This is a genomic window from Oryzisolibacter propanilivorax (assembly GCF_900103645.1).
Lineage (GTDB): Bacteria > Pseudomonadota > Gammaproteobacteria > Burkholderiales > Burkholderiaceae_C > Melaminivora > Melaminivora propanilivorax.
Genome location: NZ_FNHP01000007.1, coordinates 84,029 through 108,307, shown reverse-complemented (window position 1 = coordinate 108,307; position 24,279 = coordinate 84,029). Strand labels below are relative to the sequence as shown.

At 70.1% G+C, this 24,279-nt stretch carries 30 protein-coding genes; 14 read left to right on the top strand and 16 right to left on the bottom strand.

The features are described from left to right. The first annotated feature begins 78 nt into the window (after window positions 1-78). The 3 genes from BLQ61_RS12665 (at window position 79) to BLQ61_RS12655 (ending at window position 1,963) form a co-directional block, all read left to right on the top strand. A complete protein-coding gene (locus tag BLQ61_RS12665; RefSeq protein WP_091570849.1) occupies window positions 79-666 on the top strand; it encodes a cytochrome b in 588 nt (195 codons plus the stop codon). Between the two features lie 54 nt (window positions 667-720). After that, entirely contained in the window at window positions 721-1,320 is a 600-nt protein-coding gene (locus tag BLQ61_RS12660; protein ID WP_091570846.1) for a YceI family protein, read from the top strand. A 67-nt stretch (window positions 1,321-1,387) separates the two neighbouring features. Beyond that, window positions 1,388-1,963 (top strand): YceI family protein, encoded by a 576-nt coding sequence (locus BLQ61_RS12655; protein WP_091570844.1) that lies wholly within the window; start codon window positions 1,388-1,390, stop codon window positions 1,961-1,963. Between the two features lie 82 nt (window positions 1,964-2,045). On the opposite strand, the gene kynB is transcribed toward BLQ61_RS12655, so the two are convergent. The 3 genes from kynB to BLQ61_RS12640 form a co-directional block, all read right to left on the bottom strand. Beyond that, a complete protein-coding gene (kynB, locus tag BLQ61_RS12650) occupies window positions 2,046-2,693 on the bottom strand; it encodes an arylformamidase (RefSeq protein ID WP_091570841.1) in 648 nt (215 codons plus the stop codon). Further along, window positions 2,690-3,001 (bottom strand): YkgJ family cysteine cluster protein, encoded by a 312-nt coding sequence (locus tag BLQ61_RS12645; protein WP_091570982.1) that lies wholly within the window; start codon window positions 2,999-3,001, stop codon window positions 2,690-2,692. Before BLQ61_RS12645 ends, kynB begins: the two co-directional genes overlap by 4 nt. Window positions 3,002-3,071: 70 nt before the next feature. Continuing rightward, window positions 3,072-3,428, bottom strand: coding sequence for a YkgJ family cysteine cluster protein (locus tag BLQ61_RS12640; RefSeq protein WP_091570838.1), 357 nt, complete (start codon window positions 3,426-3,428; stop codon window positions 3,072-3,074). A 218-nt stretch (window positions 3,429-3,646) separates the two neighbouring features. On the opposite strand from BLQ61_RS12640, the gene BLQ61_RS12635 reads away from it, so the two are divergent. Together BLQ61_RS12635 and BLQ61_RS12630 are read left to right on the top strand one after the other, a co-directional pair. Further along, window positions 3,647-3,868, top strand: a complete 222-nt coding sequence (locus BLQ61_RS12635; protein ID WP_091570835.1) for a hypervirulence associated TUDOR domain-containing protein — start codon at window positions 3,647-3,649, stop codon at window positions 3,866-3,868. A gap of 1 nt (window position 3,869) precedes the next feature. Further along, window positions 3,870-4,415 (top strand): DUF488 domain-containing protein, encoded by a 546-nt coding sequence (locus BLQ61_RS12630; RefSeq protein ID WP_245704041.1) that lies wholly within the window; start codon window positions 3,870-3,872, stop codon window positions 4,413-4,415. Between the two features lie 84 nt (window positions 4,416-4,499). Here BLQ61_RS12630 and BLQ61_RS17390 read toward each other — a convergent pair whose 3' ends face one another. The 4 genes from BLQ61_RS17390 to BLQ61_RS12615 form a co-directional block, all read right to left on the bottom strand. Next, window positions 4,500-4,640, bottom strand: coding sequence for a hypothetical protein (locus tag BLQ61_RS17390; RefSeq protein WP_175488287.1), 141 nt, complete (start codon window positions 4,638-4,640; stop codon window positions 4,500-4,502). Window positions 4,641-4,902: 262 nt separating this feature from the next. After that, a complete protein-coding gene (locus BLQ61_RS12625) occupies window positions 4,903-5,328 on the bottom strand; it encodes a hypothetical protein (RefSeq protein ID WP_091570833.1) in 426 nt (141 codons plus the stop codon). A gap of 230 nt (window positions 5,329-5,558) precedes the next feature. Then, window positions 5,559-6,491 (bottom strand): ornithine carbamoyltransferase, encoded by a 933-nt coding sequence (argF, locus tag BLQ61_RS12620; protein WP_091570830.1) that lies wholly within the window; start codon window positions 6,489-6,491, stop codon window positions 5,559-5,561. 3 nt (window positions 6,492-6,494) lie between these two features. Next, window positions 6,495-7,694 (bottom strand): aspartate aminotransferase family protein, encoded by a 1,200-nt coding sequence (locus BLQ61_RS12615; RefSeq protein WP_091570828.1) that lies wholly within the window; start codon window positions 7,692-7,694, stop codon window positions 6,495-6,497. Between the two features lie 238 nt (window positions 7,695-7,932). Between BLQ61_RS12615 and BLQ61_RS12610 the strand changes: the two genes are divergently transcribed. Continuing rightward, window positions 7,933-8,259, top strand: coding sequence for a DUF3579 domain-containing protein (locus BLQ61_RS12610; RefSeq protein ID WP_091570825.1), 327 nt, complete (start codon window positions 7,933-7,935; stop codon window positions 8,257-8,259). 132 nt (window positions 8,260-8,391) lie between these two features. Here the strand turns inward: BLQ61_RS12610 and rpsT are convergent, their stop codons facing one another. Beyond that, on the bottom strand, window positions 8,392-8,697 hold the full coding sequence (rpsT, locus tag BLQ61_RS12605) for a 30S ribosomal protein S20 (protein ID WP_091570822.1): 306 nt from the start codon (window positions 8,695-8,697) through the stop codon (window positions 8,392-8,394). A 108-nt stretch (window positions 8,698-8,805) separates the two neighbouring features. Between rpsT and murJ the strand changes: the two genes are divergently transcribed. Together murJ and BLQ61_RS12595 are read left to right on the top strand one after the other, a co-directional pair. Then, complete coding sequence (gene murJ / locus BLQ61_RS12600) at window positions 8,806-10,371, top strand: murein biosynthesis integral membrane protein MurJ (RefSeq protein WP_091570977.1); 1,566 nt, start codon at window positions 8,806-8,808, stop codon at window positions 10,369-10,371. Window positions 10,372-10,384: 13 nt separating this feature from the next. Further along, window positions 10,385-11,239, top strand: coding sequence for a SirB1 family protein (locus tag BLQ61_RS12595; RefSeq protein ID WP_091570820.1), 855 nt, complete (start codon window positions 10,385-10,387; stop codon window positions 11,237-11,239). Between the two features lie 35 nt (window positions 11,240-11,274). On the opposite strand, the gene BLQ61_RS12590 is transcribed toward BLQ61_RS12595, so the two are convergent. The 3 genes from BLQ61_RS12590 to purM form a co-directional block, all read right to left on the bottom strand. After that, window positions 11,275-11,667, bottom strand: a complete 393-nt coding sequence (locus BLQ61_RS12590; protein ID WP_091570817.1) for a universal stress protein — start codon at window positions 11,665-11,667, stop codon at window positions 11,275-11,277. A 224-nt stretch (window positions 11,668-11,891) separates the two neighbouring features. After that, window positions 11,892-13,028 (bottom strand): AI-2E family transporter, encoded by a 1,137-nt coding sequence (locus BLQ61_RS12585; RefSeq protein ID WP_139182749.1) that lies wholly within the window; start codon window positions 13,026-13,028, stop codon window positions 11,892-11,894. Window positions 13,029-13,061: 33 nt separating this feature from the next. Further along, a complete protein-coding gene (gene purM, locus BLQ61_RS12580; RefSeq protein WP_091570814.1) occupies window positions 13,062-14,129 on the bottom strand; it encodes a phosphoribosylformylglycinamidine cyclo-ligase in 1,068 nt (355 codons plus the stop codon). Window positions 14,130-14,355: 226 nt separating this feature from the next. Between purM and hda the strand changes: the two genes are divergently transcribed. From hda to folK, 4 genes are read left to right on the top strand one after another with little or no spacing between them, the layout of a single operon-like run. Next, window positions 14,356-15,048, top strand: coding sequence for a DnaA regulatory inactivator Hda (gene hda, locus BLQ61_RS12575; protein ID WP_091570812.1), 693 nt, complete (start codon window positions 14,356-14,358; stop codon window positions 15,046-15,048). 35 nt (window positions 15,049-15,083) lie between these two features. Then, complete coding sequence (locus BLQ61_RS12570; protein WP_091570809.1) at window positions 15,084-15,785, top strand: histidinol-phosphatase; 702 nt, start codon at window positions 15,084-15,086, stop codon at window positions 15,783-15,785. Beyond that, window positions 15,782-17,392: a polynucleotide adenylyltransferase PcnB gene (pcnB, locus tag BLQ61_RS12565; RefSeq protein ID WP_091570807.1), complete on the top strand. Its 1,611-nt coding sequence runs from the start codon at window positions 15,782-15,784 to the stop codon at window positions 17,390-17,392. The genes BLQ61_RS12570 and pcnB overlap by 4 nt, the downstream gene beginning before the upstream one ends. Then, window positions 17,389-17,853: a 2-amino-4-hydroxy-6-hydroxymethyldihydropteridine diphosphokinase gene (gene folK, locus BLQ61_RS12560; RefSeq protein ID WP_091570804.1), complete on the top strand. Its 465-nt coding sequence runs from the start codon at window positions 17,389-17,391 to the stop codon at window positions 17,851-17,853. Before pcnB ends, folK begins: the two co-directional genes overlap by 4 nt. Window positions 17,854-18,052: 199 nt before the next feature. On the opposite strand, the gene BLQ61_RS12555 is transcribed toward folK, so the two are convergent. Next, entirely contained in the window at window positions 18,053-19,030 is a 978-nt protein-coding gene (locus BLQ61_RS12555) for a Bug family tripartite tricarboxylate transporter substrate binding protein (protein ID WP_091570801.1), read from the bottom strand. A 188-nt stretch (window positions 19,031-19,218) separates the two neighbouring features. Between BLQ61_RS12555 and BLQ61_RS12550 the strand changes: the two genes are divergently transcribed. Next, a complete protein-coding gene (locus tag BLQ61_RS12550; RefSeq protein WP_091570799.1) occupies window positions 19,219-19,575 on the top strand; it encodes a four-helix bundle copper-binding protein in 357 nt (118 codons plus the stop codon). Window positions 19,576-19,632: 57 nt separating this feature from the next. On the opposite strand, the gene BLQ61_RS12545 is transcribed toward BLQ61_RS12550, so the two are convergent. Further along, on the bottom strand, window positions 19,633-20,691 hold the full coding sequence (locus tag BLQ61_RS12545; protein WP_091570796.1) for a CDP-6-deoxy-delta-3,4-glucoseen reductase: 1,059 nt from the start codon (window positions 20,689-20,691) through the stop codon (window positions 19,633-19,635). A 53-nt stretch (window positions 20,692-20,744) separates the two neighbouring features. Here BLQ61_RS12545 and BLQ61_RS12540 point away from each other — a divergent pair, with 53 nt between their 5' ends. Next, a complete protein-coding gene (locus tag BLQ61_RS12540) occupies window positions 20,745-21,704 on the top strand; it encodes an NAD-dependent epimerase/dehydratase family protein (RefSeq protein WP_091570793.1) in 960 nt (319 codons plus the stop codon). On the opposite strand, the gene BLQ61_RS12535 is transcribed toward BLQ61_RS12540, so the two are convergent. From BLQ61_RS12535 to BLQ61_RS12525, 3 genes are all read right to left on the bottom strand, one after another. Beyond that, window positions 21,692-22,342 carry a DUF4124 domain-containing protein gene (locus BLQ61_RS12535; protein ID WP_245704039.1) on the bottom strand — a complete coding sequence of 217 codons (651 nt, stop codon included), beginning with the start codon at window positions 22,340-22,342 and terminating at the stop codon, window positions 21,692-21,694. The two genes, BLQ61_RS12540 and BLQ61_RS12535, sit on opposite strands and share 13 nt — an antisense overlap. Beyond that, window positions 22,330-22,884, bottom strand: a complete 555-nt coding sequence (locus BLQ61_RS12530) for a hypothetical protein (protein ID WP_091570790.1) — start codon at window positions 22,882-22,884, stop codon at window positions 22,330-22,332. Before BLQ61_RS12530 ends, BLQ61_RS12535 begins: the two co-directional genes overlap by 13 nt. Window positions 22,885-23,039: 155 nt before the next feature. Continuing rightward, on the bottom strand, window positions 23,040-24,233 hold the full coding sequence (locus BLQ61_RS12525; protein ID WP_091570787.1) for an acyl-CoA dehydrogenase: 1,194 nt from the start codon (window positions 24,231-24,233) through the stop codon (window positions 23,040-23,042). Between the last annotated feature and the right edge of the window lie 46 nt (window positions 24,234-24,279).

The window sequence follows — 24,279 nt, the reverse complement described above, 5'->3', positions numbered from 1 at the left end:
ACTGGTGCCGGCCGGCCTAGCATGGCGGGCCTTCTGGGGCGGCGCCCGTGGGCCCGCCCGTCCGTCTGTTGATCTCCGATGCGTTCTCATCCCCATTCATTCCCCGTACCTGGTGTGCCCCAACGCTATGGCCTGGTCGCCATCGGCCTGCACTGGCTGCTGGCGGCGGCCGTTCTGTGCCTGCTGGCGCTGGGCTGGTACATGACCGGGCTGCCGTTCTCGCCGCAGCGCCTGAAGCTGTACAACTGGCACAAATGGGCCGGCACCGCCGTGCTCGGGCTGACGGCGCTGCGCCTGGCCTGGCGCCTAGTGCGCCGACCGCCGCCGCTGCCGCCCCAGGTGCTGCGCGCCATGCCGGCGTGGCAGCAGCGCGCGCACCATGCGGTGCATGGCCTGCTGTACGCGCTGTGCCTGGCGGTGCCGCTGGTCGGCTGGGCCTACAGTTCGGCCGCCGGCTTCCCGGTGGTGTTCCTGGGGCTGCTGCCGTTGCCCGACCTGCTGCCGGTGAACAAGGCGCTGGCCGAGGCCATCAAGCCCTGGCACGCCATCACGGCCTATACCCTGGCGGCGCTGGTCGCGGCGCATGTGGGCGCGGCGCTCAAGCACCACTGGGTGGATCGCGATGGCCTGCTGGCGCGCATGTGGCCGTCCGGGGCCCGGGCCTGACGCCCGGCGCCTGCTCTTCCTGACTTTTCCTTCGTGCCAAACGGATCGTCCGACATGCATCTGCAATCCCTTTCCTTCCTCGCCACCCACGCCTCTGCCGGCGTGCTGGCCATCGCCCTGACGGGCACGGCAGCCTGGGCCCAGCAGCCGGCCGCGCCCAAGCTGGTGCCGGCGCAAAGCGAGATCACCTTCACCAGCAAGCAGATGGGCGTGCCGGTGGAGGGGCGCTTCACGCGCTTCGACGCGCAGCTGGCGCTGGACCCCGCGCACCCTGAGACCGGCAAGGTGTCCATCACCGTGGACACCGGCAGCGCCACGCTGGGCGCCAAAGAGACCGACGCCGAGCTGCCCAAGCCGGTGTGGTTCAACGTGGCGCGCTTTCCGCAGGCCACCTTCCAGTCCAGCGCCATCCGCTCGCCCGGGCCAAACCGCTATGAAGTGCGCGGCACGCTGGCTATCAAGGGCGCCAGGCAGGACGTGACGGTGCCCGTCACCCTGGCCCAGAGCGGCGCCACCACGCTGGCCACCGGCAGCTTCGCCATCAAGCGCTTGGCCTTCAAGATCGGCGAGGACGAGTGGGCCGACACGTCCATGGTCGCCGACGAGGTGCAGGTGAAGTTCAAGCTGGCTTTCACCGGCCTGGCCAAGCCCTGACCGCGCCAGCCGCACGTATTTTTTTCACGCAACACCACCCATCCACGCAACAACGGAGAGACCTTCCATGCGCAAGCACCCCCTGGCCCTGGCCCTGGCCGTCCTGACCCTGGGCAGCGCCGCCCACGCCGAGCTGGCCACCTATGCCATCGACCCGGCGCACACCTTTGCCACCTTCGAGATCAGCCACTTCGGCGCCAGCGTGAACCGCGGCCGCTTCGACAAGAAGGAGGGCACGGTGCAGCTGGACAAGGCCGCCAAGACCGGCAAGGTGGACCTGACGTTCCACATCGACTCCATCAACACCGGCACGCCGCCGTTCAACAAGCACCTGCAGAGCGCGGAAATCTTCGATGCCGCGCAGTTCCCCACGGCGCGCTTCGTCGGCGACCGCTTCACCTTCGACGGCGACAAGCTCGCCTCCGTCTCAGGCCAGCTGACCATCAAGGGCAAGACCCAGCCCGCCACCTTCAAGGCGCACCAGTTCGCCTGCTACGACAGCCCGATGCTCAAGCGTGAGGTGTGCGGCGGCGACTTCGAGGCCACCATCGACCGCACGGCCTTCGGTGTGGACTACGGCGTGCAGTACGGCTTCCCGAAGAACGTGCGCATCGTGGCCCAGATCGAGGCCGTGAAGCAGTAATCGGCAGCCTGCGAAATGCTCCTGAAAAAATAGCTGCAGGCCCTTTCTTGATAAGGGTTAGAGGCCAATATGGCCTAAAACCTCAGCGCAGCGTCCGCAGGATGGCGCGCACCGGCGAGGCGTCGGCGCCCATCAGCTTCAGGGGCAGGGCGATGAGTTCGTAATCGCCCTCGGGCACGGCGTCCAGCACCAGGTTCTCCAGCACGCGCAGGCCGCGCTGGCGCACCACCTGGTGGCTGGACAACTCCAGGCTGTCCGCCGGGTCAATGCTGGCGCTGTCGATGCCCAGCAGCTGCACGCCGGCGTCGGCCAGGCGCTGTACCAGCGCCGGCTCCAGCCCGCTCAGTGCCTCGTCCCAGCGCTCCACCACCGCCTGCACGCGCGTGCGCACCAGCACCCGCGGCGGCGGCGCCGCCAGCGCGTGCGCGACGTGCCGCCACTGCACCCGTGGCCCGCAGTCGATGGCATGCACCACCCGGCATGGGCCGATGAACGGCGCCAGCGCCAGCGCGCCGATGGCGGCGCCGTGCGGGTCGTAGTGCAGCGGTGCATCCGCATGCGCGCCGATATGCGGCGACAGCGAAATCTCGCTGACGTTCACCACGCTGCCCGCGCCGATGCGCGCCGTCCAGCGCTGGCGATACGGCGCGTCGCCCGGGTAGGAAGGGCTGGCGGCGTGCACCGGCGGCGAGATATCCCACAGCCCAGGGGTGTCGTCGGATCTGGTCATGGCTGCAATGCCGGCAGGCCGTGGCGCGCCCGGGCGCGGGTGCAGGCGGCGCAGCCGGCCTCGAACTCGCGGCACGGCGAGGGGCGCCATTCATAGATGCCGCAGGCCACGCGCGCACCGACCTGGCCGGTCAGCGCCGCACAGCGCGGGCGCGCGTGGTCGGTGCCGCGCATGCGCGCGGTGTGCGCCGTCACCTCGACGGTCAGGCCCTGCGGCACGCTGCCGCCGAGCTCTTCGGTTTCGTGCACCGAAAAATCCACGCGCAGGCTGGCGCAGCAGGCGCCGCAGTGCAGGCAGGGGTCGCTCATGGAGGCATCGGGCTCGGGCTGGCTGGAGGCCATGCAGTCGGCAGGCGTGCTGATCATCGTGCGCCAGCCTTCAAGCCGCCAGGGGCAGGCCGCCGCCCGCGTCCCACGACGGATCCACCGGCCCCAGGCCGTGCGCGGCGCGCGCCTCGGCGCAGCGCTCGCTGGCCATGGCGAAGGCACGGCAGGCGCTGGGGCGCGCCTCGTAGATGCTGCAGATGGATTCCTCGCCGCACAGGCCGGTGAGCGCGGCGCAGCGCACCGGCCGCGCGGCCGTGCCGTTCATGCGCCAGCGGTTTCCGCTGACTTCGTGCGCCAGGGCGTCCGGTACGCTGCCTCCCATACTGGAAAGCTCATAGACGGAAAACTCGACGCGAAAGTGGTGGCAGCAGGCGCCGCAGGTCGGGCACGGGTGGACAGTCTCGGACACAGGGAGACGCTTTCTTTGGAAGTTCATCGGGCTTGGCGAGGGCGCCCGGAGCGCCGCGGCGGCGTCCAGGGTCTCGGCAGGCGAGGCAATGGCCCTGCGCGGGCCGGCTCAGGGTGTCAGCGCCGGGTGTGCGGTGGATGCACCAGCACCAGCTGGTAGGCGTCCAGGCAGCAGGGCGCGGGGCTGACTGGCATCGACGGCACAAGGAGGATGAAGGAATGACGGAAGAAAAGAAGGCGTTCCAGGTGGGCGACCACGTGCGCTGGAATTCCGAGGCAGGGCATGTAACGGGCCAGATCACGGCCGTCCACACCCGCGATTTTGACTACAAAGGCCATACCCACCGCGCCAGTCGGGAAGAGCCGCAGTACGAGATCAAGAGCGACAAGACCGACCACATCGCCGCGCACAAGGGCAGCGTGCTGCACAAGGTGCGCTGACGTGGCGGTGCTGCCGTTCTTCACCATCGGACATTCCAGCCGCAGCATCGAGGAGTTCCTGCAGCTGCTGGCGCAGGCGCAGGTGACGCGCGTGGTGGACATCCGCAAGATGCCGCGCTCGCGCGCCAACCCCCAGTTCAACGAGGATGCGCTGCCCGCCGCGCTGGCGCCGCACGGCGTCGGCTACGAGCACCTGGCGGCGCTGGGCGGCCTGCGCGGCAAGGTGACGGGCGTGCCGCGCGAGGTCAACGGCTACTGGACCAATGCCAGCTTCCACCGCTACGCCGACTATGCGCTGACGCCGCCGTTCAGCGCCGGCCTCCAGGAACTGATTGCCCTGGGGCGGCGCGAGCGCGTGGCGTTCATGTGCTCGGAGGCCGTGTGGTGGCGCTGCCACCGGCGCATCGTCGCCGACTGGCTGGCGGCACGCGGCGAGGCGGTGTTCCACATCATGGCTGCCGGGCGCATTGAGCCGGTCAAGCTGACGGTGGGTGCAGTGGTGGACGAGGGTGGGGTGGTACGTTATCCGGTGGCACGTTACGAGTAGCAAGAGGATGGCGCTGCAGGGTGATGGCCTTACGGCTCATCCTTACCAGAAGCATAGCGTTGACAAACGCGGACGCCCGCAGTGTCAGTAATGCAGCGACCATAGCCGACGGCGCGCCCACGAAACGCTGCGCGTGTCGTACAGCATTTCGGCCTGGATGGCGCCGGTGTCTGCACCGAAGCCCGAAGCGCTTGCCGCGACCTGGGCTACGTCGTCTGCATTCATGTCGTCGGCTGTGAGCATCCCGCCGGTATGCACCTCTGCCCGCGATGACTGTACATGTCGCTTGCGGCATCGCGGTTGATGCACGAGCGTTGCGCCTTGTCGGCATCCCCGGCAGGGTCGACTACTCCGGCGGCGGGGCGGCTGAGTCAAAGATTTCGCGCAGCTTTTCCTTGGTTTGCGGCGAGAGCTACGCGGTGCTGAAGAGGTGCCAACGGCACGTGATCTGCAGTATGCGCGGCTCCTGCTCCCCCTACTGCTCCTGCTACTTCAAAATCAACTCGGCTGCCAGAAATACCTGATCCAGGCCCACTTGGCGCACTTCCAGATCTCGCGCCGCGACCTTGATCTCCTCCTCCGTCCATCCCGCCTCGCGCCACGCGTGGCGCACGAAGAAGTGCGGATCTTTTTCCTTCTGCTCCCGGCTCCATCTCAGCGCGGCCTCTTGCTCTGGTGTCCCCAGTCGATAGGGTCCGGGCGGACGCTTGCTGCCCCGCGCCTTCATAGCCTGAATCCGCTTCGCTGCCAGGGCTGCCCCCTCCAGAAGTTCGCGCATCGGTGAGGGCACCGGGCGCCCCGCGTGGTGCTCCTCCAGGGCTAACAGGATTTCCTTGCGCGTCGGACGGAATCCGAATTTCATCGCTTCGCCAACCTTGCGGTATAGCTCGCTGAGGTCGTCTTCTGTAGGCATCTTCGAACTCCGATTGGTCACAGGCCAGCAGCTGCAGGTCCAGCTCACCGTCGTCATCGTTCAAGTTACTGACGTACCGGTCAATAGCGTTAGCGCTCCAGGGGTTTAGCCCACCCGCCCCAGCAAAAGGTACTCCATGAGTGCCTTTTGCACATGCATCCGGTTTTGGCTGCGGCCTGTGGCCTTCGCCGGAATCGAATACCGACGCTTGCGCGCCGCCGTCTTGCCTTTCAGGCAACCCGGCCGAGCAGAAGGTACTCCATAAGTGCCTTCTGCACATGCATTCGATTCTCTGCCTCGTCCCAGACGACGGATTGCGGGCCGTCGATGACCTCGGCGGTGACCTCCTCGCCGCGGTGCGCGGGCAGGCAGTGCATGAACAGCGCGTCGGGCCGGGCGGCGGCCATCATCTCCTGGTCCACGCACCAGTCGGCGAAGGCGCGGCGGCGCTCCTCGTTCTCGGCCTCGAAGCCCATGCTGGTCCACACGTCGGTGGTGACCAGGTCGGCGCCGCGGCAGGCGTCCAGCGGGTTGCTGAAGAATTGATAGCAGCCGGCCGTTGTTCCACCAGGGCCCATGGCCAGTTTCTCGTCGATCTCGTAGCCGCGCGGGGTGCTGACATGCACGCGGAAGCCCAGCAGCTCGGCGGCCTGCAGCCAGGTGTTGGCCATGTTGTTGCCGTCGCCCACCCAGGCCACCGTCTTGCCGGCGATCGAGCCACGGTGCTCAATGAAGGTGAAGATGTCGGCCAGGATCTGGCAGGGGTGGAACTCGTTGGTCAGGCCGTTGATGACCGGCACGCGCGAGTGCGCGGCGAAGCGCTCGATCTTCTCCTGCTCGAAGGTGCGGATCATCACCAGATCGACCATGCGGCTGATGACGCGGGCCGAGTCTTCGATGGGCTCGGCGCGGCCCAGCTGGCTGCCCTCGGCGGTCAGGTGCACCACCGAGCCGCCCAGCTGGTACATGCCGGCCTCGAAGCTCACGCGGGTGCGCGTGCTGGCCTTCTCGAAGATCATGGCTAGCGTACGGTCGGTGAGCGGGTGGTACTTCTCATAGTCCTTGAACTTGGCCTTGATGGCCGCCGCGCGCTGGAACAGGTAGACGTACTCCTGGGCGCTGAGGTCGCTGAACTGTAGGTAGTGTTTGAGGGGCGTGGCCATGGGTCAGGCCTCCGCCAGGAAGTCGCGCACCAGCGGCGCCAGCAGGGCGACGATCTCGTCGGCCTCGGCGCGCGTCAGGATCAGCGAGGGCACCAGGCGGATCACGCTGTCGGCGGTCACCGAGATCAGCAGGCCCGCGTCGGCCGCGCGCTGCACCAGCGCGCCGCAGGGGCGGTCCAGCTCCACGCCCAGCATCAGGCCCTGGCCGCGGATCTCCTTGACGCCGGCGACGCCGGTGAAGGCCCGCGCCAGCGCGGCCTTCAGGTACTCGCCCACCTCGGCGGCGTTGGCCAGCAGGCCGTCATCCTCCATGATGCGGATGGTCTCGACGCCGGCGCGCATCGCCAGCGGGTTGCCGCCGAAGGTCGTGCCGTGGTTGCCCGGGCCGAAGATGTTCGCGGCCTTGGGGCCGGCCACCACGGCGCCGATCGGCACGCCCGAGCCCAGGCCCTTGGCCAGCGGCATCACGTCCGGCACGATGCCGGCCCATTGGTGCGCGAACCACTTGCCGGTGCGGCCCATGCCGCACTGCACCTCGTCGATCATCATCAGCCAGCCGCGCTCGTCGCACAGGGCGCGCAGCTCACGCAGGTAGTCGGCGCGCATCGGGTTCACGCCGCCCTCGCCCTGAATGGTCTCGAAGAACACGGCGACCACGTTCGGATTGCCGTCGGTGGCCTGCCTGATGGCCGCGATGTCGTTCATCGGCACGCGGATGAAGCCCTCGACCAGCGGGCCGAAGCCGGCCTGGACCTTGGGATTGCCGGTGGCCGACAGCGTGGCGATGGAGCGGCCGTGGAAGGCCTTGTCATAGACCACGATCTGCGGCTGCGCGATGCCGCGGTCGTGGCCGTACTTGCGCGCCAGCTTCAGCGCCGCCTCGTTGGCCTCCAGGCCCGAGTTGCAGAAGAACACGTTGGTCAGGCCCGAGCGCTCGACCAGCAGCCGCGCCAGTTCCTCCTGCAGTGGTACGTGGTAGTAGTTGGAGGTGTGGATGAGCTTGGCGATCTGCTCCTGCAGCGCCGGCACCAGCTTGGGGTGGTTGTGCCCCAGCGTGTTCACGGCGATGCCGCCCAGGGCGTCCAGGTACTGCTTGCCGTTCACATCCCAGACGCGCACGCCCTGGCCCCGCTCCAGCGCGATCGGCACGCGGGCGTAGGTGTTCATGACATGGGGCGAGGCGGCCGGGGCAAAGGCGGTCATGCGGGGATCTCCTGGCGGAAACGGAAAGGCATCGGGGAATGCCAGCGCTGCGACGGGCAGGGCGCCGGCAAAAAGCGAAAGGCGATTCTAGGGGCCGCACCAGACCGCCGCGTTGAGGATTGCGCATCACAGCCATGCAGGCCCGCGCCTACGGTCTGTTTGGCTTGAGTCTTGTATAAGAGTTAGAATGCCATGTTGCGGTGCACCACGCCGCGACCGAAGAAACTTGACCGTACCGATGGTTGCTCCTCCCCCGCCTTCCAAGGAAGTTTTCATCCAGGGCATTACCCATGCCGGGAGGACTTTCCGGCCTAGCGACTGGGCTGAACGCCTGGCCGGCGTCATGAGCCAGTTCCGCCCCGGTGGCGCGTCCAGCGCACCCGGCCGGCACCTGGGCTACTCGCCTTGGTGCGTGCCGACCAACATGGGTGGCGTGAAGTGCGTGGTGGTGCGCGAGGCGCTGCGCGAGCACGAGCCCATGGCCTGGGACTTCGTCATGAACTTCGCACGTGACAACGACCTGCAGGTGGTCGATGCCTGCCTGCTGCCGGACGCTGCGGGCTGACTGCCGCCTTCTTTACTTGGGTTTCAAGCGCTCACGAAAAAACCGCCCGAAGGCGGTTTTGACGTTTTTGCTGGCAGCGCACCCGTTACAAACGGCGGGTGGCCGGGCCACCCGGGCGGTTGCCTGAAAGGCTCAGGCGGCGGCGGGAGCAGCCAGGGCCTTGACCTTGGCGGACAGGCGGCTCTTGTCGCGAGCGGCCTTGTTCTTGTGGAAGATGCCCTTGTCGGCAACGGTGTCCAGAATCGACTGGGCCTTGGCGAACAGCTCGGTGGCCTTGCCCTTGTCGCCGGCCAGCACGGCCTTCTCGACGTTCTTCACGGCGGTGCGGTACTTGGAGCGCAGCGAGGTGTTGGCTGCGTTCAGCTTGACGCCCTGGCGCGCGCGCTTGCGGCCGGATGCCAGGCGGGGGTTCTTCTTCTTGGGCTTGGTGGATGCCATTGATCAATATTCCTTGTGGTGTCTGTAGATGTTGCCAGCAAAGCCCGCGATTATAGCGCACGCCCCGTTTTGGGCCCCGTGCGCCGGCGCCCGCATACACTCGCGCCGGTGTCCCTGTTCAAAGCTGCCTCCACCGTTTCGCTGCTGACCCTGGCCTCGCGCGTGACGGGTCTGGTGCGCGACCTGCTCATGGCGTCCATCTTCGGCGCCAACGCGCTGACCGATGCGTTCAACGTCGCGTTCCGCATCCCCAACCTGTTCCGCCGCCTGTTCGCCGAGGGTGCCTTCAGCCAGGCGTTCGTGCCGGTGCTGGCCGGCCACCGCGCGCAGCACGGCGACGCGGCCACGCGCGGGCTGGTCGACGCCGTCGCCACGGCGCTGTTCTGGGTGTTGCTGGCGACCTGCGCGGCGGGCATGCTGGGCGCGCCGCTGCTGGTGTGGCTGCTGGCCAGCGGGCTGCGCCAGAGCGGCGCCGGCTTCGACGGGGCGGTCTTCATGACGCGCTGGATGTTTCCCTACATCGGCTTCATGTCGCTGGTGGCACTGTCGGCTGGCGTGCTCAACACCTGGAAGCGTTTCGCCGTGTCCGCCGCCACCCCCGTCCTGCTGAACGTCTGCATGATCACCGCCGCCTGGGCTGGCGCGCCGGCGCTGGCGGCGCGCGGCATCGAGCCGATCTACGCCATGGTCGGCGGCGTGATGGCCGGCGGCGCGCTGCAGCTGGCGGTGCAGGTGCCGGCGCTGGCCCGGCTGGGGCTGCTGCCGCGCATCGGCCTGCTGCCCGGCCGGGTGCGCGCGGCCTGGGCCAGCCCCGGCGTGTGCCGCATCCTGGCGCTGATGGCGCCGGCGGTGCTGGGTGTGGGCGTGGCGCAGCTGTCGCTGATGATCAACACCCAGATCGCCTCGTACCTGGCGCCGGGCAGCGTGACCTGGCTGTTTTATGCCGACCGGCTGATGGAGTTTCCGACCTCGCTGCTGGGCGTGGCGCTGGGCGTGGTGTTGACCCCGCAGCTGGCAGCCGCACGCGCCGCGGGCGACGGCGCGCGCTACAGCGCCATGCTGGACTGGGGCCTGCGTATCGTGCTGCTGCTGGCGCTGCCCTGCGCGGTAGGCCTGCTGGTGTTCGGCCTGCCGCTGGTGGCCACGCTGTTTCACCACGGCGCGCTGGGCGCGACCGACGTGCGGCAGATCACCCTGGCGCTGGCCGGCTACGGCGCCGGGCTGCTGGGGCTGGTGGCGATCAAGGTGCTGGCGCCGGGCTACTACGCCAGCCAGGACATCCGCACGCCGGTGCGCATCGCCATCGTGGTACTGCTGGCCACGCAGGCGATGAACGTCGCCTTCGTGCCCTGGCTGGCGCACGCCGGGCTGGCGCTGTCCATCGGCCTGGGCGCGCTGCTGAACGCTGGCTGGCTGCTGGCCGGGCTGGTGCGGCGCGGTAGCTTCGCGCCGACGGCCGGCTGGGGGCGCCTGGGCTTGCAGGCGCTGGCAGCGAATGCGCTGCTGGCGGCCTTCCTGTGGTGGGGCAGCACGCATTTCGACTGGCTGGCGCTGCAGGCGCGCGGCGCGCAGCGCGCCGGCCTGCTGGCGCTGTTTCTGGCGGCGTCCGCGCTGCTGTATTTCGGCACCCTGGCGGTGGCGGGCGTGAAACTGCGCCAGCTGCTGCGCCGATGAACCTGGTGCCCCCATGAACCTGAGCTATTTCATCCCCACGCCGCTGCAGTACTTCGCCGCCCTGGTCGCGCCCCAGCCCGGCGGTGACGCGCCGGCGCTGCTGGAGGCCGCTGCCTGCATCGCGCAGGTCGAGGAGCCGGCGCTGGACGTGCAGCAGGTGCTGGCCGACGTGGACGCGCTGCAGGCGCGCCTGGCGCGGCGCATCGCGCCCGATGCCGGGCCGCTGCAGCGCCTGCGCCTGCTGAACCATTTCTTCTACGGCGAGCTGGGCTTCGCCGGCAACCCCAACGATTACTACGCGCCGGGCAACAGCCACCTGCACACGGTGCTGCGCACGCGTCGCGGCATTCCGATCTCGCTGGCCGTGCTGTGGCTGGAGCTGGCCCAAGGCATCGGCCTGAAGGCGGCCGGGGTGTCGTTTCCCGGGCACTTCCTGGTCAAGGTGCGGGTGGCCGGCGGGCAGGTGGTGCTGGACCCCTTAAGCGGCCAGTCGCTGTCGCAGGAAGCGCTGGTCGAGCGCCTGGAGCCGTTTCGCGAGCAAAGCGGGCTGCCCGCCGACGAGCAGCCGCCGCTGCTGCTGTACCTGCAGCCGGCGTCCGTGCGCGAGATCCTGGTGCGCATGCTGCGCAACCTCAAGGAGATCTACCGCGCGGGCAGCGACACGCCGCGCCTGCTGGGCGTGCAGGAGCGCCTGGTGGTGCTGTTGCCCCAGGCCTGGACCGAGTGGCGCGACAAGGGCCTGGCGCATGCCGAGCTGAGCCAAGCCCAGCAGGCCATCGCCGATTTGCAGACCTACCTGGACAACGCCCCCGGCGCCGAGGACACGGCGGCGGTGGCCGAGTTGGTGCGTACCCTGGCCGACCGCTGACGCGGCCATGCCGCAGAGCACGGTATGGGCAGGCGTCAGGGAGCCTTGACGGCCAGCACCGGGCAGTCGACGGTCAGCAGCAGCTCCTGCGCCACGCTGCCCATGAGCAGCTTGCCCACCGGCGAGCGCTTGCGCAGGCCGATGACCAGCACCGATACCTCCAGCGGCCCGACCATGGCGTCGATCTCCTCGACGGCGCTCTTGCCGCGCACGAAGTGCTTGAACTCGGCCTGCACCGGCAGCTTGGCCAGACGTTCTTCGACCCGTTCGACCTCGTAGCCATCGACCAGGCCGGGGTCCTCGTTGCGCCCGCCGGGGCCGGCGTTGACGACCACCAAGCGCTCGTTGTTCCGGGTGGCGATGTCGATGCCCTTGTCCAGTGCGGCCCGGCCTTCGGGGCGGGCAACGTAGGCGACGAGAACGGTCATGCAGGTCTCCAGCAGGGTGATGGGTGGATGGATACGAAGGGAAGGCGGGGCGCGCCAGCGCAGGGCGCGCCGCCGGCAGGATAGCCCAACGCCTGTGCCTTGGCGAGCCGGGCCGTGGCACCCAGGCAATGGCTGGCCCACCGCGTCGTTTTTTGGAAGAAAATCGCTTTCGGCCCTTATGCATGAAGGGCGTGCAGCTATCGATAGAGGAGCAGTCGGCGGCTTCAGACGAGCCGCTCGGCCTCCAGTTCTTTCTTCAGGTAAGCATAGAACAGCGGCGCCGCCACCAGCCCTGCGGCGCCGAACACCGCCTCGGCGACGAACATCACGCTGAGCAGCTCCCACACGCCCATGTGCGTGCGCTGGCCGACCACCTTGGCGTTGATGACGTATTCGGCCTTGTGGATCAGCACCAGGAACGCCAGGCAGGCCACCGCCGCCGCGGGCGAGACCGACAGCCCGACGAGGGTGATGACGGCGTTGCACAGCAGATTGCCAACGATGGGCACCAGCCCGGCGACGAAGGTCAGCGTGATCAGCGCCGGGGTATAGGGCAGCGGCAGGTCCCACAGCGGCAGCACCGCCAGCAGGAACAGCGCCGTGAGCAGGGTGTTGAACGAGGCGATCCAGAACTGCGCGGCGACGATCTGGCGGAAGGCGTCGCCCAGGCGCGCCACGCGCAGCGTCAGCTCCTGCGCCAGCGGTCCGTGGGCGCGGCCCTGGGCGCGCACCGCCGCCAGCGCGCCGATCAGCAGCCCGACGTAGGCATACAGCACGCCGGCCAGCCACACGCGCCCGGCGATCGCCAGCGCGCCGGCCTTGGCGCCCAGGTAGCCGGCGATGATGCGCTGGATTTCGGCCGCGCCCTCGGGCAGCTGCGCGGCGATGTCGGGGGGCAGCTTCAGGCGCAGTTCCAGCACCGTGCGCGCCAGGAAGTCCAGCAGCTCGCGGTACTGCGCCGGCGCCGCCACGATGTAGCTGCGCGACTGCGACAGGCCCAGCGCCAGCAGCAGCAGCGGCGACAGCATGACCAGAGCCGCCGCCACGCTGGCGGCGCCGCTGATGCCGCCATGGCTGCCCGCGCCGCGCTGTGGCAGCCAGGCCAGGCGCGCCGTCAGCCAGCGGGTGAGCAAAAAGCCCAGGCACACCGTCAGCAGCCCGGGCAGCATGCCCTGCCACATGACCACCAGCAGCGCCGCGGCCATCAGCAGGTAGCTGGCGATCTTCACGCCGCGCGGCGGCTCGTGCCAGGACGGGCCAGGGCGGCGCCGGCGCCGGGCCGGCGCCGGGGCTGCGTCCTGCAACGCCAGCGATGCCGCGCACTGCGCGTCATCCAGGGGCGGGCGGGGCCCGTCGGTCATGGGTGTGGGTGGGAAGAAAAGGGTGTACGGCGGTCAGGCGACGACCACCGCCGCGCCCGCGCCGCGCTCGGCGATGCGGCCGATGGTGTGCACCGACTCGCCGTGCTGCGCCAGCGTGGCGCGTACCGCCTCTGCCGCCTCGGCGGCCACCACCACCACCATGCCGATGCCATTGTTGAAGGTGCGGTTCATCTCGATGTCGTCGATGCCCGCAGTGCGCTGCAGCCAGGCGAACAGCTCGGTGCGCGGCCAGCTGCCGGCCTGCAGCTGCGCGGCCAGGCCCTCGGGCAGCACGCGCGGGATGTTCTCCAGCAGGCCGCCGCCGGTGATGTGCGCCAGCGCCTTGATGCCCGCCGTGCCCGCGCCGTGCGGGTGCGCGGCCAGCGCCGCCAGGACGCTCTTCACGTACAGCCGCGTGGGCGCCATGACGGCCTGGCGGAACGGCTGGCCATCGAGCGTCTCGGGCAACGTGCCGGCGGCCTCGGCGCGCTCGATGCACTTGCGCACCAGCGAAAAGCCGTTGGAATGCACGCCGCTGGACTGCAGGCCCAGCACCACGTCGCCGGCCTGCACCGCGGCGCCGTTCAGGATCTTGGACTTTTCCACCGCGCCGACGGCGAAGCCTGCCAGGTCGTACTCGCCGTCCGGGTACATGCCAGGCATCTCGGCGGTCTCGCCGCCGATCAGCGCACAGCCCGACAGCTCGCAGCCGCGCGCGATGCCGCCGACCACCGCCGCGGCCGTGTCGACGTGCAGCTTGCCGCAGGCGAAGTAGTCCAGGAAGAACAGCGGCTCGGCGCCCTGCACCAGCACGTCGTTGACACTCATGGCCACCAAGTCGATGCCCACCGTGTCGTGCATGTCCCACTCGAACGCCAGCTTCAGCTTGGTGCCCACGCCGTCGGTGCCCGAGACCAGCACCGGCTCGGCGTAGCGCTTGGGCACCTCGAACAGCGCACCGAAGCCGCCGATGCCGGCCATCACGCCCTCGCGCATGGTTTTCCGGGCCAGCGGCTTGATGCGCTCGACCAGCGCGTCGCCGGCGTCGATGTCGACGCCCGCGTCCTTGTACGAGATGGGGGAGGGTGTGGAGGTGCTCATGGGAAGGAAGAAACAGGCGGGGCCCGCGCGGCGCAAACGGCGGATTTTAAGGGGCCTTAAAATCACCCGGTTACATCCCCTGCCAGCCACCCGGTTGGCGCTCCCGGCAGGATGGCCGGCGACCCTGCCGCCCCGAGCGCCGCCTTCCGTGGTTTCACGCAGCGTTCGCGCTGCCGCACCTCATGCCCACAGCTTTCCCCCGCGCACGGTGCGCGTCCCGACCCCGATGAAGCAGCTCGCGCTGGACATCGGCCTGGCCAGCGGCCCGACGCTGGAGAACTTCCAGCCCGGCGGCAACGCCCAGGCGCTGCAGCATTTGCGCCTGGCGGTGGGCGAGGCAGGCGCGCTGCGCTCGCCCGTGCCTACCTACCTGTGGGGCGAGCCGGGCACGGGCAAGTCGCACCTGCTGCGCGCCATGTACGAGGCGCTGCGCGCCCAGGGCGTGCGCGTGGGCTGGCTGGACCCATCCATGCGCTGGCCGACCTCGTTCGACGAGCGCTGGGGCGCGGTACTGCTGCACGACGTGCATCGCTACAGCGAGGCGCAGCAGGCGGCGGCCTTCAACTGGTTCATCAACGCCATCGACCCGGCTGTGGGCGCGCCGCGCTGGGTGCTGGCCGCCGGCGAGCTGCCCCCGGCCGACCTGCCGCTGCGCGAGGACCTGCGCTCGCGCCTGGCCTGGGGCCATGTGTTCCAGTTGCAGCCGCTGGCCGACGAGGACCGCCGCGCGGTGCTGTTGCGCCAGGCCGCCGAGCGCGGCATGGCCCTGCCGCGCGATGTGGTCGACTACATGCTGAGCCACTTCTCGCGCGACCTGGCCAGTCTGGCCGAGCTGCTGGACCGCCTGGACGCGCATGCCCTGCGTACCCAGCGCGCGGTGACCATCCCGCTGCTCAAAAGCATGCTGCAGGGCGACTGACGCCCGGCCGCGCCTTTGTCTTTTTCCGGATATCCATGCCACCCACCCTTTCCCCGCAGCGCCCGCGCCTGGCCCTGTTCGACCTGGACCATACGCTGCTGCCGCTCGACTCGGACTACGAGTGGGGCGAGTTCACCATCCGCCTGGGCTGGTGCGACCGCACCGAGTTTGGCCGGCGCAACCAGGCCTTCTACGACGACTACCTGGCTGGCCGCCTGGACGTGCACGACTACGTGCGCTTTGCCACCGAGGCCGTGTGCCGGCGCGGCCGCGCCGAGGCCGAGGCAGCGCACGCGCAGTTCATGCGCGAGGTGATCGCCCCGGCCATCCGCGCCGAGGCGCTGGCGTTGCTCAGGCAGCACCGCGACGCCGGCGACGAGGTGCTCATCATCACCGCCACCAACGAGTTCGTGACCCGTCCCATCGCGCAGGCGCTGGGCGTGCAGCAGCTGCTGGCCGTCGAGCTGGAGCAAGCGGATGGCTGGTACACCGGCGCCATCCGCGGCACGCCCTCGATGCGCGAGGGCAAGGTGCAGCGCATGACCGAGTGGCTGGCCGCGCGCGGCCTGGACTGGGACCGCGTGGACAGCACCTTCTACAGCGACTCGTTCAACGACGTGCCGCTGCTCGAGCGTGTCGACCACCCGGTGGCCACCAACCCCGACGCGCGCCTGCGCGCCCTGGCCACCGAGCGCGGCTGGCCCATCCTCGACCTTTTCGCCCCCGAGACCCCATGATCAAGACCTTCATCGACAAGCTGCTGGGCAAGAAGGACGGCGCCGCCGGCACCCGCGCCGCCGCCGCCCGGCGCCGCTTCGGCAAGCGCGAGGAGGTGCCGGCCAGCGTGCACGGCATCGACCCGCAGCTGGTGGACAAGCGCGCCTTCGAGGTGGTGCGCACGCTGCAGGAGGCCGGCTACGAGGCCTACATCGTCGGCGGCGCGGTGCGCGACCTGCTGCTGGGCCTGAAACCCAAGGACTTCGACGTGGCCACCAACGCCACGCCCGAGGAGGTCAAGGGGCTGTTCCGCCGCGCCTTCATCATCGGCAAGCGCTTTCGCATCGTGCACGTGGTGTACGGCCGCGGGCGCGAGCACGACGTGATCGAGGTTTCCACCTTCCGTGCCTACCTGGACAACGCCGCCGCTGAGCAGGTCAAGGGCAACGAAAAGACCAGCAAGGCGCAGCTGGCCGGCATGCAGCACGCCGTGGACGCCAGCGGCCGGGTGCTGCGCGACAACGTCTGGGGCCCGCAGGAGGAAGACGCCGCGCGGCGCGACTTCAGCGTCAACGCCATGTACTACGACCCGCAGACGCAGGTGGTGGTGGACTACCACAAGGGCATCCAGGACGCCAACGCGCGCGTGCTGCGCATGATCGGCGACGCCGCCGCGCGCTACCGCGAGGACCCGGTGCGCATCATCCGCGCCGTGCGTTTCGCCGCCAAGCTCAGCCCGTTGGGCTTCGAGCTCGAGCCCAAGACCGCCCGGCCGCTGCTGGCCAGCGAGCACCTGCTGCAGGACGTGCCGCAAAGCCGGCTGTTCGACGAGATGCTCAAGCTGCTGCAGACCGGCCACGCGCTGGCGACCATCGCGCAGCTCAAAAAGCTTGGCCTGGAGCGCGGCATCTATCCGCTGCTGGACGTGGTGGTCGAGCGCGCCGAGGTGCCGCTGGTGCACGCCGCGCTGGCAGACACCGACCGGCGCGTGGCCGAGGGCAAGGCTGTGGCCCCCAGCTTCCTGCTGGCTTGCGTGCTGTGGCAGGACGTGCAAACCGGCTGGCAGCGCCGCCTGGATGCGGGCGAGCATGCCTTTCCGGCGCTGCAGGACGCCATCGACGCGGTATTCGAGCAGCGCATCGGCGATGTCTCCGGCCGCGGCAAGCTGGCCGCCGACATGCGCGAGATCTGGGTCATGCAGCCGCGCTTCGACAAGCGCTCGGGCAACACGCCGTTCAGCATGGTGGCGCACATCCGCTTCCGCGCCGGCTTCGACTTCCTGCGCCTGCGCGCCGACACGGGCGAGGTGCGCGAGGGGCTGGTGGAGTGGTGGCAGGAGTTCTCCCTGACCGACGATGCGCGCCGCCACGACCTGCTGGCGCAGGCACGCGAGGAAGCGCGCCAGCAGCAGCGCAAGGCGCAGCCGGCGGCGCGCCGCGTGCCCAAGGCACCCGTGCCGCAGGCGGCAGATGAGGGCGACGAGCAGCCGGCCGCTGGCCACGACATGGAAGCCGGCGAGGCCGGCCTGGAGGGTGCTGCGCCCAAGAAGCGCCGGCGCCGTCGGCGCAAGCCCGCGGGCGGCGCCGGTGCGGCTGGCGAGGGCGCCAGCGGGGCCCCCGAGGCGTGATCGCCTGGATCGGCCTGGGCGCCAACCTGGGCGACGCACCGAAGGCGCTGCGCGCCGCGGTGCACGCCATCCAGGAGCTGCCCGGCACGCAGGTGCTGCGCGAGTCGGCGCTGTACCGCAGCGCCCCGGTGGGCGCCACCGGCCCCGACTATCACAATGCCGTGATCGCCGTGGACACGGCCTTGGCGCCGCACGACCTGCTGGCGGCGCTGCAGGCGATCGAGACCGCCGCCGGGCGCGAACGCCCGTGGCGCAATGCCCCGCGCACGCTGGACTTGGACATCCTGCTCATCGATGGCATGGAACTGGAAACGCCCGCTCTCACCGTGCCGCACCCGCTCTGGCGCGAGCGCGCTTTCGTGTTGCGCCCGCTGGCCGAGATCGCGCCCGAGCGCGTGCCGGCCGAATGGCTGGCGGCGGTGCAGGACCAGCGCATCGAACGCCTGCCGCAGCCCTGGTGAAGCACGGCGGGACACACGGTCTCAAGCTATCAAAAAAATAGCTGCAGGCCCAGATTCCATATGGGCTGCAGCCTGAAATCATCCAAAAACGTGGAAAGCGGTCCATAACAGGTCCACACCCGCCTGCGAAGCAGGCCGGTGTGGACCGGTGCCACGCGGCGCGCGCCAATCCGGCCTGCCGCGTGGCGTCGCCGCCAAGTCAGTCCACCTTGGCGCCAGAGGCCTTGACCACCTGCTGGTACTTGGCGCGCTCGGCGGCCATGAAGGCGTCGAACTGCTCGGGCGTGCTGGAAACCGGCTCGGCCAGCAAGGCCTCGAAGCGCGCCTTGGTCTCGGGCGCCTTGAGCGCGTCGGTGAAGGCTTTGTTCAGCTTGTCGATGACGGGCTTGGGCGTGCCCGCCGGGGCTACGAGGCCCCACCAGGTGTCGATGGCAAAGCCAGGGAAGGTCTGCGCCAGCGTCGGCACGCCAGGCAGCATCGGGCTGGGTTGGGCCGAGGTCACGGCCAGCGCCTTCAGCTTGCCGGCGCGGATGTTGGGCGCGGCGGCGGCCAGGTTGTCGATGTTGTAGTCCACCTCGCCGGCCAGCAGCGCCAGCTGCGCCGGGCTGGCGCCGCGGTAGGGGATGTGCAGCGCGTAGATGCCGGCCTTTTGCTTGAACATCTCGCCCGCCAGGTGCCCGGCGCTGCCGTTGCCGCCGCTGCCGTAGTTCAGCTTGGCGGGGTTCTTCTTGGCATAGGCGATCAGGTCGGCGACGGTGTTGATCTTCAGCTGCTCGGCGCGCGCGGCGTTCACCACCAGCACGTTGGGCACGCGCACCATCTGCGTGATGCCGGCGAAGTCCTTGGCCGCGTCGTAGGGCATGCGGCTGTACAGCCACGGGTTGACGGCATGCGTGGCGGTGGCGGCCAGGCCAATGGTCAGGCCGTCCGGCGCGGCCTTGGCCACCGCGTCGGCGCCAATGTTGCCGCCGGCGCCGGCCTTGTTGTCCACGACCACCGTGCCCAGCGAGTCGCGCACGCGCTCGGCCAGCACGCGCGAGGTCACGTCCAGCGGGCCGCCGGGCGCGTAGGGCACGACCAGCCGGATGGGCGCGGAGGAGCCCTGGGCATGCAGGGCCATGGGCGCGGCCGACACGGCGGCAGCGGCGGAGAGGAGAAGGAGGTTTCTGCGTTGCATAGGCCTGCGATTGTGCAAAAAAAGCCAGGCGGCTTGTGCAAACGGTTACGCGTGCCATGCCGGCGGACCGGCTGCGGACGCGAATCTGCCTGGTCCTACAACCCCGCTTCGGGGTGTGCCTAGGATGGTTGCACTGCGCCGCGGCCCGGTGGGGCGCGGCTTTTCACATCCCGCCAACAGGAGATTTCATGCCCCAAGTCAATCCACAAAGCCTGTCCGAATCGCGCTGGACCGACTGCATCGCCGCCTGCCTGCAATGCGCTGCCGCCTGCGACTTCTGCAGCGCTGCCTGCCTGCGCGAGGACGACCCAAAGCACATGGCGCGCTGCATCGCGCTGGACATGGACTGCGCCGAGGCCTGCCGCTTCGCCGCCGCCGCGATGGCACGCGAGAGCGCGCACGCCAGCTACGTGTGCGAGCTGTGCGCGCGCATCTGCGAGGCCTGTGCGCAGGAATGCGGCTCGCACCAGATGCCGCACTGCCAGGACTGCGCGCGCGAATGCGAACGCTGCGCGCGCATGTGCCGCGAGATGGCGGCGGCCTGATTCGCAGGCCGGCCCGTTTGCCGTGCGCAATGCCTGGCGCGCGGCGGGCCACGGGCGTCAGGCGCCGTGCTTGTCGGCCTCGCTGGTGAAGGCGTCGGCGAAGAACTCGTCGGCCGGCAGGCCGCGCTCGGCGCAGTAGCTGGCGCGCGCCGCATCCACCACCACCGGCGCGCCGCAGGCATAGACCTGGTGGCCGGACAGGTCGGCGAAGTCCTGCAGCACCGCCTGGTGCACGAAGCCGGCGCGCCCGCTCCAGCCGTCCTCGGGCAGTGCCTCCGAGACCACCGGCACGTAGCGCAGCTGCGGCAGCGCGGCTTGGTGCTGGCGCACCCAGTCGTCCAGGTACAGGTCGCGTGGGCGCCGTCCGCCCCAGTACAGCGACACCGGCCGATCGACGGCCTTGTGCTGCATGTGCTCCAGCAGTGCCTTGACCGGTGCGAAGCCAGTGCCGGACGCCACCAGCACGATGGGCTTGTCCGAATCCTCGCGCAGGAAAAAGCTGCCGAATGGGCCTTCCACGCGCAGGATCTCGCGCTCCTTCAGCGCGCTGAATACATGGTCGGTGAAGCGCCCGCCCGGCATGTGGCGGATGTGCAGCTCCACCGCCGGCGCGCCCGGCTGCAGCGTGTGCGGTGCGTTGGCCATGGAATACGCGCGGCGCGCGCCGTCCTTCAGGATGAACTCGATGTACTGGCCGGCGTGATAGCGGAAGGTGTCGGTGGCCGGCAGCTGCAGGCGCAGCTGCATCACGTCGTGCGACAGGCGGGCGAGGGCGGCGACGCGCACCGGCAGCTTGCGGATGGGGTAACTGCTCTCGTCGGTCACCTGACGCGACTCGATCACCACGTCGGTCAGCGGGCGCGCGCAGCAGGTCAGGATGAAGCCGGCAGTTTCCTCCGTTGCCGACAGCGCCTTGTCCTGGTGCGCGCCGTGCTGCACCGCGCCGCTGAGCTTGCGGCACTTGCACGAGCCGCAGGCGCCGTCCTTGCAACCGTAGGGCAGTCCGATGCCGCCGGCGATGGCCGCGGCCAGGATGGTCTGGTCGGCCGGCACCTCGAAGCTGCGGCCGCTGGGCTGCACGGTGATCTGGCGGGCGTTGTCGGCGGCGGAACTCATGGGGTGGCTATCCTCGCGGTCGTTGTCTCGTCATTGAACGGAAAGGCGCGATTTTGCCCTCCAACCAAAGCCCCCTCGGGGCCCTGCCGGCGCGCTTTCGGCGCGCGCGTCTGTTGATCGTCGGCTGCGGCGACGTCGGCCTGCGTGTGCTGCGCGAGCGCTCCGGCGCCGCCCGCGCGCCGCGACCGCTGGCCCTGACCTCCAGCCCGGAGCGCGTGGCCGCGCTGCGCGCCGCCGGCGCGCTGCCGCTAGTCGGCGACCTGGACCAGCCCGCCACGCTGGCGCGGCTGGCCGGCCTGGCGCACCAGGTGCTGTACCTGGCGCCGCCGCCAAGCGGCGCCACCGCCGCGCCATGGCTGGACCCGCGCAGCATGGCCCTGGCGCATGCGCTGCGCCGGCGCACGTTGCCGCAGGTGCTGGTCTATGCCTCCACCAGCGGCGTGTATGGCGACTGCCAAGGCGCCTGGATGGACGAAACGCGCCCGGTGCGCCCGGCTACGGCCCGCGCCCAACGCCGCGTGAATGCCGAACGCGTATGGCGCCATCTCGGCCGCGCCGGCGTGCGCGTGTCCATCCTGCGTGTGCCCGGCATCTATGCGCACGACCGGGTCGGCGGCACGCCGCGCGAGCGCCTGCTGCGCGGCGCGCCGGTGTTACGGCCCGAGGAGGATGTCCAGACCAACCACATCCAGGCCGACGACCTGGCGCGCGCCTGCATCGCCGCACTGTGGCGCGGCCAGCCGCAGCGCACCTACCACATCAGCGACGTCAGCGACCTGGCCATGGGCGACTATTACGACCTGGCGGCAGACCTGTACGGCCTGCCGCGCCCGCCGCGCGTCACGCGCGCCGAGGCCGCTGCGCAGCTGAGTCCGATGCAGCTGAGTTTCATGGGCGAATCGCGGCGCCTGCGCAATGCACGCCTGACGCGCGAGCTGCGCCTGCGCCTGCGCTACCCCACGGTGCGCGAGGGGTTGGGCGTGGGGCTGCCGGCGACCGGTCAGCGCGGGTAGGTGTTGCCCTGGCGGTCGTAGCAGCGAAAGACGTTGCAGTGGCTGATCTCGCGTGGGCGCGGCGGCGGCGGATGCGGCCGTGGCGGCGCAGGCACGACGATCACCGGCAGGGCGCCCGCCGCCGGCCAGGCGGCGCGGTCCGGCGTGCGCCGGGTGCGGGCGAACTCGGCCGCGGTGAGGCAGGCCAGGTCGACCTGTTCGCGTGCGGCGCTGACACGGGCCTGCTCGTCGTACAGCCCGCGCCCGCTGTCCGCCAGCACCTCCTGCAGCTGCGCTCGGGCGCGCTGGCAGGCCGGGCTTGACGCCGGGTCTGGCGGGCGCATGGCCGACGGTGCGGCCTCGGCCGGGGCGCGCAAGGCCTGCAGCGCCGCATCCTGCTGCTGACGCTCGTGCCGACGCGCCAGCGCCTCGACCGCCTGGGCGCGCTCGCGTTCGATGTCTTCCAGGCTTTGGCGGGGCTGCAGCTGCAGCTGTGCCTCGCCCCTGGGACAGTCGCCATCGGTATAAGTGACACGGCCGGTGGCCGCGTCCGTGCAGCGCAGCACCTGGGCGCTGGCAGACAACGCCCAGGCAATCGCGCCCGTCAGCACCAGCAGCGCGGCCAGGCGGGCCCAGGCGAGGCAGTTCAGCGTGGCCACGGCGGCGTGCCGCGCTGGCTCTCGCGCTCAGCCTGGCGGTCGCGCTCGAACTGTTCACGCCGGGCGCGCACCACGTCGGGGTCGGGGTGGTTCAGCAGGCGCTGCTCGCGCTGCCAGAGTTCGCGCTGGCGGTCGTTGGGCACGTTGCGCCGCTCGGCTTCGCGGCGCCGCTCCCAGTCGCGCCGCTCGGCCTCGCGGCGGCGCTCCAGTTCCCGTCGCTCGGCATCGCGCTGGCGGTCCTGGGCGCGCTGGCGCTCGGCCTCGCGCCGCTCCCAGTCCCGGCGGCGGTCGCGCTCGCGTGCCTCGCGTATTTGATGCTCGCGCCAAGCCTCGGCGCGCCAGCCGGGCGGCGGCGCGGTGTAGATCACGGCAGGCTGGTCATACACGGCGATCGGCGGGTTCGCCGGGTAGTAGGCCGGGCCGGCGTAACCGCCGTCGTAGTACGGGTCGCCGTCGAGGGTGGCGCAGCCGGTGGCCAGCAGCGCGACGGTCAGCGCCGCAGCCAGGCGGCGGCAGTGGTGGGTTTGAAAAAGCTGCTGCATGCGGAGTTCTCCTGTCTGGCCCAACCGGCATGACCGATGGGCCCGGTTGCTGCGCCTGCACGACGCGCCGGCGGCCATTGTGGTTGACCGGTCTGCGGCGGTTTCGTCAGTCTTTGCCGCAACTTCATGCTTGTGTGCAAACGTGCGCCAGCGGGTCAGTTGGCAAACGCCGCGATGCCCGTCTGCGCCCGCCCCAGGATCAGCGCGTGCACATCGTGCGTGCCCTCGTAGGTGTTGACCACTTCCAGGTTCACCAGGTGCCGCGCCACGCCGAACTCGTCGCTGATGCCGTTGCCGCCCAGCATGTCGCGTGCCAGACGGGCGATGTCCAGGGCCTTGCCGCAGTTGTTGCGCTTGATGAGCGAGGTGGCCTCGATGACGTTGTGCCCCTCGTCCTTGATGCGGCCCACGCGCAGCGCCGTCTGCAGGCCCAGGGCGATCTCGGTCTGCATGTCGGCCAGCTTCTTTTGCACCAGCTGGTTGGCCGCCAGCGGCCGGCCGAACTGCCGGCGCTCCAGCGTGTACTGGCGCGCGGTGTGCCAGCAGAACTCGGCCGCGCCCATGGCGCCCCAGGCAATGCCGAAGCGGGCGCTGTTCAGGCAGGTGAAGGGGCCCTTGAGGCCCTGCACCTCGGGAAAGGCGTTTTCCTCGGGCACGAAGACTTCGTCCATGACGATCTCGCCGGTGACCGAGGCGCGCAGGCCGACCTTGCCGTGGATGGCCGGCGCCGACAGGCCCTGCATGCCCTTGTCCAGGATGAAGCCGCGGATCGGGCCGACGCTGCCGGCCGCGCTGACCTCCTTGGCCCAGACCACGAACACGTCGGCCACCGGGCTGTTGGTGATCCACATCTTGGCGCCGCTGAGCCGGTAGCCGCCATCGACCTTGCGCGCGCGGGTGGCCATGCTGCCGGGGTCGGAGCCGTGGTCGGGCTCGGTCAGGCCGAAGCAGCCGATGAACTCGCCGCTGGCGAGCTTGGGCAGGTACTTCTGCCTCTGCGCCTCGGTGCCGAACTCGTTGATCGGCACCATCACCAGCGACGACTGCACGCTGGCCATGGAGCGGTAGCCCGAGTCCACGCGCTCGATCTCGCGCGCCACCAGGCCGTAGCTGACGTAGTTCAGCCCGGCGCCGCCGTACTCCTGCGGGATGGTGGGGCCCAGCAAACCCAGCTCGCCCATCTCGCGGAAGATGCCGGTGTCGGTCTTTTCGTGGCGGAACATGTCCAGCACGCGCGGCATCAGCCGGTCTTGGCAGTAGGCGGCGGCGGCGTCGCGCACGGCGCGCTCGTCCTCGGTGAGCTGCTGGTCGAACTGCAGGGGATCGTCCCACTGGAAGCTGCGGGTCATGTGGAAGGTCTTTCGCGGTAAGGGGTGGACCGGCCTGGCCGGCGGC